Source organism: Paenibacillus sp. SAFN-117 (assembly GCF_051966115.1).
In the GTDB taxonomy this organism is placed as follows: Bacteria; Bacillota; Bacilli; order Paenibacillales; family NBRC-103111; genus Paenibacillus_L; species Paenibacillus_L residui.
In genome coordinates, this window is the sequence record NZ_JBQCLK010000063.1 from 1 (window position 1) to 8,690 (window position 8,690).

Sequence of the window (8,690 nt, forward strand, 5' to 3'; positions counted from 1 at the left end):
GATATGGACATTATATTCGTCAATCCCCGGACAGGCAACACCGTCAGCTTTTAGGCATTATGCTTTAGCAGAAACAGTAGGTGATTGGTTGCTTGTTATCATTACTTATGATGTGAACACCACGACCAGCGAGGGAAGAAGGAGGCTTAGACAGGTCTCGAAAAAATGTTTAGACTATGGGCAGAGGGTACAAAACTCTGTATTTGAATGTATTGTAGATTCAACGCAATTCAGGAAGTTAAAATACGAATTAGTAGCATTAATCGATCCAAAGACAGATAGCTTGCGCTTCTATCAACTGGGTGACAACTATAAGCGAAAAGTGGATCATGTCGGAGCTAAAGAGTCTTTCGATGTGGAAGGTCCGCTTATTCTTTAAGTGCGAATGTGAAGCTCTCATAAAATCTCTGGGGGATTCGCACCAGTAAAATGGATGATTACGGGAATTTTATTAATTAGCATTACAATTAATGGTTTTTAATCCTAAAAGAGTAATATATTTGTGTTTAGATAACCCTTTTTGCATACAAAATGTCGATTTTCCGCCGTCGCACTCTGCATGAGTGCGTGGATTGAAATTAGCGCAGCCTTCGCGTAAAATCTCCGGGCTGACGTCGCACTCTGCATGAGTGCGTGGATTGAAATCAATATGGAAAGATGCAGCGCACACAGAGTTGCAGTCGCACTCTGCATGAGTGCGTGGATTGAAATAATGGTATCCCTTGTATCAAAGTAAATATCCGCCATCGTCGCACTCTGCATGAGTGCGTGGATTGAAATCGGTTGTCGTCGCGAAATTGTACGTAGAACGTAAAGTCGCACTCTGCATGAGTGCGTGGATTGAAATTGCGGCGGTACTCGCGGCACCGGCGGCCCCTCACGTATGTCGCACTCTGCATGAGCGCGTGGATTGAAATGAAAAATCGAAAACCTCCCTGCGAGAGTGAGAGAAGTCGCACTCTGCATGAGTGCGTGGATTGAAATCGTCTCAAGTAACGGGTCCGGCAAGTTCGCGCCGATGTCGCACTCTGCATGAGTGCGTGGATTGAAATGTCAATGTTGCGCTGTGGATGGGGCGGTTATACGTCGCACTCTGCATGAGTGCGTGGATTGAAATTTCATATGTCATACGGCATGAGTTACGCAGAGGTAGTCGCACTCTGCATGAGTGCGTGGATTGAAATTATGAAACATATTGTATTTTATAGTGGTGGTATTGGTCGCACTCTGCATGAGTGCGTGGATTGAAATTCGAACATTTACCGGAGGATAGCGAAATAACGGCGTCGCACTCTGCATGAGTGCGTGGATTGAAATGCCTCCATCGTTTGAAAGCGGCCACCCTTCGGATGTCGCACTCTGCATGAGTGCGTGGATTGAAATTCCGTATGTAAGTGCGAGAGGCGAGGGTTGGTTTTGGTCGCACTCTGCATGAGTGCGTGGATTGAAATGCCACATCCCCGAATTTGTAATTAATAAGCAAAGTCGCACTCTGCATGAGTGCGTGGATTGAAATGTGACAAGGACACGCTAGACTTCGCTTACCGAACGGTCGCACTCTGCATGAGTGCGTGGATTGAAATACCCATGTGTGTCCAATACCGCCGGGGTTTGTTGTCGCACTCTGCATGAGTGCGTGGATTGAAATTTGAAACGTGGGATCAACGGGCTTAAATCGAAAAGTCGCACTCTGCATGAGTGCGTGGATTGAAATACAGTAAAGAACTCAAAAAAATACAAAAACAGACCGTCGCACTCTGCATGAGTGAGTGGATTGAAATTGGAAATGTGATTGGATCCTCTGATCTGTATATACGTCGCACTCTGCATGAGTGCGTGGATTGAAATTCACGAAAGTTGGTATAAAGTAGAGGAGAAATTCAAGGTCGCACTCTGCATGAGTGCGTGGATTGAAATCCAAAGCTTGAACTGGTTAATTTGCACTTTTACCGGTCGCACTCTGCATGAGTGCGTGGATTGAAATATTTGAGGGAGGTGAGGGATGAATGGCGGATATTGTCGCACTCTGCATGAGTGCGTGGATTGAAATTAAGTCGTCCCACCCCCCGCGAAGTATCCCGTTGGCGTCGCACTCTGCATGAGTGCGTGGATTGAAATCATGTATTTTTTGCCTCTGCTGCTGATCTTCTTTATCGTCGCACTCTACGCGAGTGCGTGGATTGAAATCAAAGGGTCATTATAGCGAGTGAAAAGATGCTCAGTCGCACTCTACGCGAGTGCGTGGATTGAAACAGGAACGTTTGTTCCTATTATAACATAGATTTAGTCGCACTCTACACGAGTGCGTGGATTTAAATGAAGCCAGCCGCAGAGTCACAAGTGCTGGCAGCGAACCCCAGTGGCTTCTGGAATATGAAACCCATATCCGGATAGTCTGATGTTCATGCGCAGAAATACCTATACCTCATTCCTGAAAGTGAATAAAGTACTATTCACCCATAATGTAATCCCTTCTTTTACCAAATATATTCATAAAGGAATAAATTCCGTATCTAATAATGGGATCGATTCCATCCTCTTGGGCCTTCTTGTCTATTTACAGTCCTGAAAACTTTGCGTTAACTTATTAATCAAAATGTCTATGGATATGGATACGGAAAAGAGGAGGATACGAAGGAATGTGTCTATCAAGAGTAAGCGTTCTATTTGGGGGATGTTCGTTGCGTTTGCGATCCTGATTGGTTTGGTGATACAACCCATCCCGGAGGCGTCTGCTAACTCGGACCAAAATATCGAGCTTCTGCGATCTGAGCATAAGGTCATTGACGGCAAAATGAAAGTAACCGCAGACGTCCGGGTTGAATCCAGCGAACTTGTCTCGCTGCTGGTCACCGGTTATAACCAATTCGGTGAAATTATAGAGATCAAAAATAAGACACGTTTATCATGGGGGGAAACACGAAAGTATTCCAACTGACCATGGATCATGGAGAAGAACTGACTAAGGTCGACATCGAGGCCTTGGGTCCGATTGAAGAGCCTTACAAAGTTTTGAAGGAAACGACCGTAGCTCATACAGATCATTTGGAAGGTATCATAGCCGTTAAAAACGGGGAAAAATCACAAATTATTAACGTTGTCGCTACAGGGACGAACGCTAACGGCAAGGTTGTAGAAGTAAGAGGGGCTAATAATTTTGTTATGGACAGCCGCAGCTCGATTTTTAAAATAAAGCTGGATGCCGTTAACGAAATTAATGACGTTAAATTTACTGTGCTTACCGATGACCAAACCTATTTGGTCGAGACTGGAACCTATATTAAAGATGGAAAGATTGTACTGACTTCCGTAGTTAAAAATGGGGAGAAATCACAAAAGATAAGTGCCAGAGTAACCCCTTATGCAGGCAACGGCAAGGAATTGTCGATTCAGACCGATACCAACTTTACTATGGATAATCGTCTATACAATCTCAAAATGCAGATTAAAGACACCAATGCAAGCAGCGTAGCCGTTCAATTCTACGATGAGACAGGAAAGCAAGAGATCGTTAAAAGAGGGACATTGGTAACGATTGACGGCAAAGGACTGGCTACCGAGCAGCCGCCCGTTAATTTGGCAGGCAACGTGGTTGTTCCCATGAGAGCTATATTTGAAGCTATGGGGGCAGGCATCGAATGGGAGCAGGAAACCATGACGGTAACCGCCACTAAAGGAAGCAAGGAAATCAAGCTGCAGATCGGTTCCGATACAGCTTACATTGACGGTCAAGAGTATACACTTAACGTCCCTGCACAGCTTATCAACAATAACACCATGGTCCCTGTCCGTTTTGTAAGTGAGGCCTTGGGTGCCAAGGTATTCTGGGATAATAATTCGCAAACGGTGCTCATCGTTCGATAAGCTCAAGGAAAAGCCGGAAGAGAGGAAAGCTCTTTTCCGGTTTATTTTTTACGCTGTTATCTTCCGCATGACCTCTTATACCGGTCTAGCTTTACTTGATTATTACGCCAACGAATTTCGTCGCACTCTGCATCATTTTATTCTTGAACCGGCCCTGTTTCCATGCATCGCTCCCTATGCCAAAAATCAAGTGCCGACTTCACCGGGAAGCATCCGTTTTGTCTCCTTAAACCTACTCTTATTAGTCTCTGGCGTCTGCCTTTGAGGCAGAAACATTGACAAAGATCACACTTCGCACGTACAATGAATATATATCTTTTGTAAATGAAGAGCGTATTTCCATTACTAACAGAGAGTTATTGGCGGTGAATAAAATGACAACCAGGTTTGAACAAGCGCTGGATAAACTGAAAATGTCCGGAGTCCGGATGACACCGCAACGGTATGCGATCCTGTCTTATTTGCTTGATTCTACCTGTCATCCGACTGCCGACGATATATATAGAGCTCTAGAGGACCGTTTTCCGAGTATGAGTGTGGCGACGGTTTATAACAACCTCAAGGTATTCATCGAATCCGGACTTGTCCGGGAATTGACCTTCGGCGATAATTCCAGCCGATTCGATGCGGATATGTCCAACCACTATCATGCTCAATGCGAGCAATGCGGAGTGATTGTGGACTTCCATTATCCTACCCTTACCGATATTGAGCAGCAGGCAGCCCACGAAACCGGTTTTCAAGTACGGGGACACCGTGTAGAGGTCAGTGGGATTTGCAAGGAATGCATGGAGAAGAACGCCCATAACAGCACTCATTGATTTATGGACTGCTGAGGAACATTTTTTATAGTATAATGAAACGTGTCGGATCACGCCGGGAAGGCGGTCCGGGGCGTTTTTTTATTTTATTCATTTATAAGATAGTGTTTGATACCGGAAGGGAGCATATTATGCCAGCATCCTATGGGCTTTCGGCGGTTCCGCCTTTACGCCGCCGGCGGCGGAGAAGACCTGTTTTGAAATGGTTCTTATTTTTTGTATTTGTTTGTTGTGTTCTTGCAGGAGGATATCTTTACTGGCAGTGGTATTGGCCGAATTCAACCATAGTCGAGCCCTCCATGAAAGGATTGGAGAAGCCGATTTATTATAAAGGAAAACTGTTTGAGGTATCGGCAAGCGGGGAGAAGGAAAGTCTCAAGCTTCCCCTGTCTTTTATCCAAGAGGTCGTTGATCCGGATATCCGCTACGAGAAGGAGAGTCAGTCCGTTATTCTGACCACCAAAGATAAAGTAGTCCGGTTAAAAACGAACGAATTAACGGCGGTTGTCAACGAGAAGCCGTTTGAGCTTAAATTTACAGTAGATCAGCAGGATGATACGGTTCTAATCCCGATGGAGCCGCTGCTTGATTTGTATCGATTGCAGATTAAGGAGTCGGAAGAAACCGGTGTCGTCACCATTCATAAGGAAGGGGATACGATCCGATGGGGCACGGTATCCGGCCAACCCGGGGAGAAAGCCAAGGCCATTCGCTCCGAGCCGACGATCAAAGCGCCGAAATATCGGGATCTCGATCCGGGAGAATCGGTGATGATCTGGTCTGCACTGGAAGAGTGGTATGAAGTGCAATTAAGTAACGGATGGGTCGGATTTATGAAAAAAGAACATGTAGTGCCGGGGCAGGAGGAGGTCATTCCCGTCGAACCGGAAAAACCGGGCTTTGTCCCTAAACCTCTGGACGGCGGTAAAATCAACCTGACCTGGCAGCAAGTATACAACCGCAATCCGGATACTTCTCAAATTGGCCCCATGCCGGGATTAAATGTAATCAGCCCGCAATGGTTTCATCTGGAAAACGAAGAAGGGCTTCTGAAAAATATGGCCGACGCTTCTTTCGTGCAGTGGGCCCATTCGCAAAATTATCAGGTGTGGGCTCTGGTTACGAACAGCTTCGATCCCAAGAGAACGAGCGCGGCCTTGTCCACCTATGACCGAAGGATGAATATGATCAAGCAGTTGGTCACTTTCGGTAAAATGTATCAATTGCAAGGGATCAATATCGATTTTGAGAATGTTTATTTGAAGGATAAAGAAAACATGGTTCAATTCGTGAGAGAAGCCGTTCCTCTCCTGCATGAGCAGGGGCTGGTCGTATCGATAGACGTGACGGTCAAGGGAGGCTCGGAGACCTATTCCCTCTTTATGGATCGGGAAGCGATCGGTCCTCTTGTAGATTACATGATGGTCATGACCTACGATGAGCATTGGGCGTCCAGCCCGAAAGCCGGTTCCGTGGCATCGCTGCCTTGGGTGGAGAAAGGAATCGTCCGCATTATGGAAGAGGATGGGGTTCCTCCCTCCAAGCTGGTGCTTGGTGTTCCTTATTATACCCGAATCTGGACCGAAGAAATCAAAGACGGCAAGACGGAAGTGTCTTCGAAGGCCGTATCGATGGAGAAGATTCAGGATTTGATCAAAGAAAAGCAGCTAACTCCGGCTTTCGACGAGAAAACCGGCCAGAATTATGTTGAGTATACGGAGGACGGCAAGAAAATCAAAATTTGGATCGAAGACGCTACATCCATTAGAAGTCGTGCCGAGCTCGTCAATAAATATAATTTGGCTGGAATTGCTTCCTGGAGCAGAGGATTTGAAACTCCGGACATTTGGGAGGTTATTAAGGAGACTCTGGCGCAACCTTAACGGATTGATAAGGAAAAAAGGCTGTCCCTTCTAATAAAGGGACAGCCTTCTTCGTCGTTAGGACTGCTTTTTGGCCGTATTCTGGATTGTCACTTGTTGAGCCGGAGGAGAGGTATCATTGCCGGCTTCCTGTGAAGCATGCTGCGGATCGAAGGTAAGAATCGTTTTGCAGAACATGCAGCGGTCTGTTTTACCGATCATCTTCGTGATTCGCTGGCATTCCGGACACTCAATAACAACGGCGCTTGTAGACATCATGCCCGCCCAGAAGTAGACCCCCATACTGCAGAGAATGCTGATTAAGCCCAATACGAGGAAAATACCTGCAATAATTTTGCCGGCGATTCCCCAGTCAAATACAATTCCCGCTGTCCCGACGATCATCAGAACAAGGCCGAACATGGTCAGAAGCAGCCCCCATAATCGGAACTCATTTACTTTACTCGACTTAAGAATCATCATTTTCCAACTTCTTTCTATTCATGTAATGGCAACGCAAGCAGGAAACTCACCTATGAATGTAGAAATTACTACTTCACAATATTGCCTTTCCTTTGATACATTTAGAAATCTCAAAAATCCAGGAGGCCTTGATGAACTCTTTAAAGCGTGAGCTTATAAGAAAATATAGGGACCGGGAAGGGATCATCGGCGTCATTCTACATGAAAATCCATACCCCAACGATGCGCTTGTCAATGGATTCCCATACCAAGCATTAATTGTGACCGATCAACCTGCAGTCAATCCTGCCACTAGCTATCATTATATAAAAGAAGGTACCCGGTTACAAGAACGCTGGATTTCATTCCGTGACTTAAATCTGGTTTGGCGTTTAAAGGCGGATAAGGAACTCATTCTCTTTATTACCCGGGGAGAGATTATTATGGATCGGGACATGTCAATGGAAGGTTGGAAAAATGATCTGATGGAGTTTTCCAAAGCAGTCAAAGACCGGATGCTTCTGGTTGAATTTTCGAATTTTTTCACCCGGTACCTGATGAGTAAAGATTATTTCGTGAAAAATCAGCTGCTGGATGCATATAGCTGCTTGGTAGAGGCATTGACTCACTGGGCCAAGATTGTCATTATCGAGCAGAACAGCGATATATATAGCGGCATCTGGGAGCAGGTCAAGAAGCATAATGCGGGAGTGCACAAGTTATATGAAGAACTGGTTCTGAGCGATGAAACGCTAATTCAACGAGTTCAACTCGTAATGCTTGCCTGCGAGTTTTCCATTGTGACCAAGATGGAAGGCTGTTGTTCCATGCTGCTCGACGTGCTAAGCAGTAGGAAAGAGCCGTGGAGCGCTCTTGAAATACTCGACCATCCGGAGCTATCGGATCTGGATATCGATATTCCGATGCTGCTTGGAGTCCTGGCCAAGAAAGCCCTGATTCAGGAGGTTCAAGTGGAAGTCGGAGAAGTGAAGGGAGAATATGAAATTAAATATATCCGATAAGCTGTTTTGACGATACGTTGGGCTTAGGCTTCCTTAATGTCGATTGGCCGGATCACAGGAAAGCCTTTTTTAAAATAGGAGTATATATTTCATTGGTAAACGCGGCTGTCCAAAGGGCAGCGATAGCCGTTTATCTTTGTATAGAAGTAATTAATCTTAGGTAGTTATTTATATTTAGGTTGTGCGATGTCCATATGTTTCATGCGATATTTGTTGGGTCAAAAAACTGTAAATATGTTAAAGGGTAGGTCGCGATTGATCAATAATTCCTTCTGAGCAGGATAAAAAAAATTGGATAACGATGGCGGCTGAGCGACAAAGGAATAGGGGCACAGCGGTTAAAGAACACGCAAAATATAAGGTTTCTCCGCATAAATCCACGATTACAAAAAAGAATGAAATAAAACTGTTGACATGCCCTGTCGATCTGTGATACATTAATTTTCGCCGCTTCAAACGGCTTGGTCTTCTCGAGCAGGCTGTCGGCAAGCTGGAAGAAAAAAACTTCAAAAAAAAAGTTTGCATTCGATAGGCGGTATATGATATATTAAAAGAGTCGCTGTTAAAGAACGACGGCATTGAAAAAAAGCAGCATTGCCCTTTGAAAACTGAACAACGAGTGAATGAATGAAGCCAGTGCGTATACGGTTTTCGGACCG

Annotated in this window: 7 protein-coding genes and 1 CRISPR repeat array; of the genes, 6 read left to right on the top strand and 1 reads right to left on the bottom strand. The window is 45.2% G+C overall.

What is annotated here, in order from left to right:
• The first annotated feature begins 88 nt into the window (after positions 1 to 88).
• From cas2 to ACTHRH_RS25180, 5 genes are all read left to right on the top strand, one after another.
• Positions 89 to 379 (top strand): CRISPR-associated endonuclease Cas2, encoded by a 291-nt coding sequence (gene cas2, locus ACTHRH_RS25160; protein ID WP_379289983.1) that lies wholly within the window; start codon positions 89 to 91, stop codon positions 377 to 379.
• 168 nt (positions 380 to 547) lie between these two features.
• A CRISPR array of direct repeats spans positions 548 to 2,318; the repeat unit is 32 nt; unit sequence GTCGCACTCTGCATGAGTGCGTGGATTGAAAT.
• Positions 2,319 to 2,641: 323 nt separating this feature from the next.
• Positions 2,642 to 2,938, top strand: a complete 297-nt coding sequence (locus tag ACTHRH_RS25165; protein ID WP_440418190.1) for a hypothetical protein — start codon at positions 2,642 to 2,644, stop codon at positions 2,936 to 2,938.
• On the top strand, positions 2,908 to 3,864 hold the full coding sequence (locus ACTHRH_RS25170; RefSeq protein WP_440418192.1) for a copper amine oxidase N-terminal domain-containing protein: 957 nt from the start codon (positions 2,908 to 2,910) through the stop codon (positions 3,862 to 3,864). The genes ACTHRH_RS25165 and ACTHRH_RS25170 overlap by 31 nt, the downstream gene beginning before the upstream one ends.
• A gap of 374 nt (positions 3,865 to 4,238) precedes the next feature.
• A complete protein-coding gene (gene perR, locus ACTHRH_RS25175) occupies positions 4,239 to 4,685 on the top strand; it encodes a peroxide-responsive transcriptional repressor PerR (RefSeq protein WP_144941886.1) in 447 nt (148 codons plus the stop codon).
• 197 nt (positions 4,686 to 4,882) lie between these two features.
• A complete protein-coding gene (locus ACTHRH_RS25180; protein WP_440418194.1) occupies positions 4,883 to 6,568 on the top strand; it encodes a glycosyl hydrolase family 18 protein in 1,686 nt (561 codons plus the stop codon).
• A gap of 57 nt (positions 6,569 to 6,625) precedes the next feature.
• On the opposite strand, the gene ACTHRH_RS25185 is transcribed toward ACTHRH_RS25180, so the two are convergent.
• Complete coding sequence (locus ACTHRH_RS25185; RefSeq protein WP_379289998.1) at positions 6,626 to 7,027, bottom strand: DUF2614 family zinc ribbon-containing protein; 402 nt, start codon at positions 7,025 to 7,027, stop codon at positions 6,626 to 6,628.
• Between the two features lie 134 nt (positions 7,028 to 7,161).
• Here ACTHRH_RS25185 and ACTHRH_RS25190 point away from each other — a divergent pair, with 134 nt between their 5' ends.
• Entirely contained in the window at positions 7,162 to 8,031 is an 870-nt protein-coding gene (locus ACTHRH_RS25190; protein ID WP_379289989.1) for a nucleotidyltransferase-like protein, read from the top strand.
• Positions 8,032 to 8,690 lie beyond the last annotated feature (659 nt).

Excerpts from the sequence above, each read along its gene's own strand:
- ACTHRH_RS25170 (WP_440418192.1), top strand. The coding sequence starts at position 2,908 with ATGGGGGGAAACACGAAAGTATTCCAACTGACCATGGATCATGGAGAA.
- perR (WP_144941886.1), top strand. The coding sequence starts at position 4,239 with ATGACAACCAGGTTTGAACAAGCGCTGGATAAACTGAAAATGTCCGGA.
- ACTHRH_RS25185 (WP_379289998.1), bottom strand. The coding sequence starts at position 7,027 with ATGATTCTTAAGTCGAGTAAAGTAAATGAGTTCCGATTATGGGGGCTG.
- ACTHRH_RS25190 (WP_379289989.1), top strand. The coding sequence starts at position 7,162 with ATGAACTCTTTAAAGCGTGAGCTTATAAGAAAATATAGGGACCGGGAA.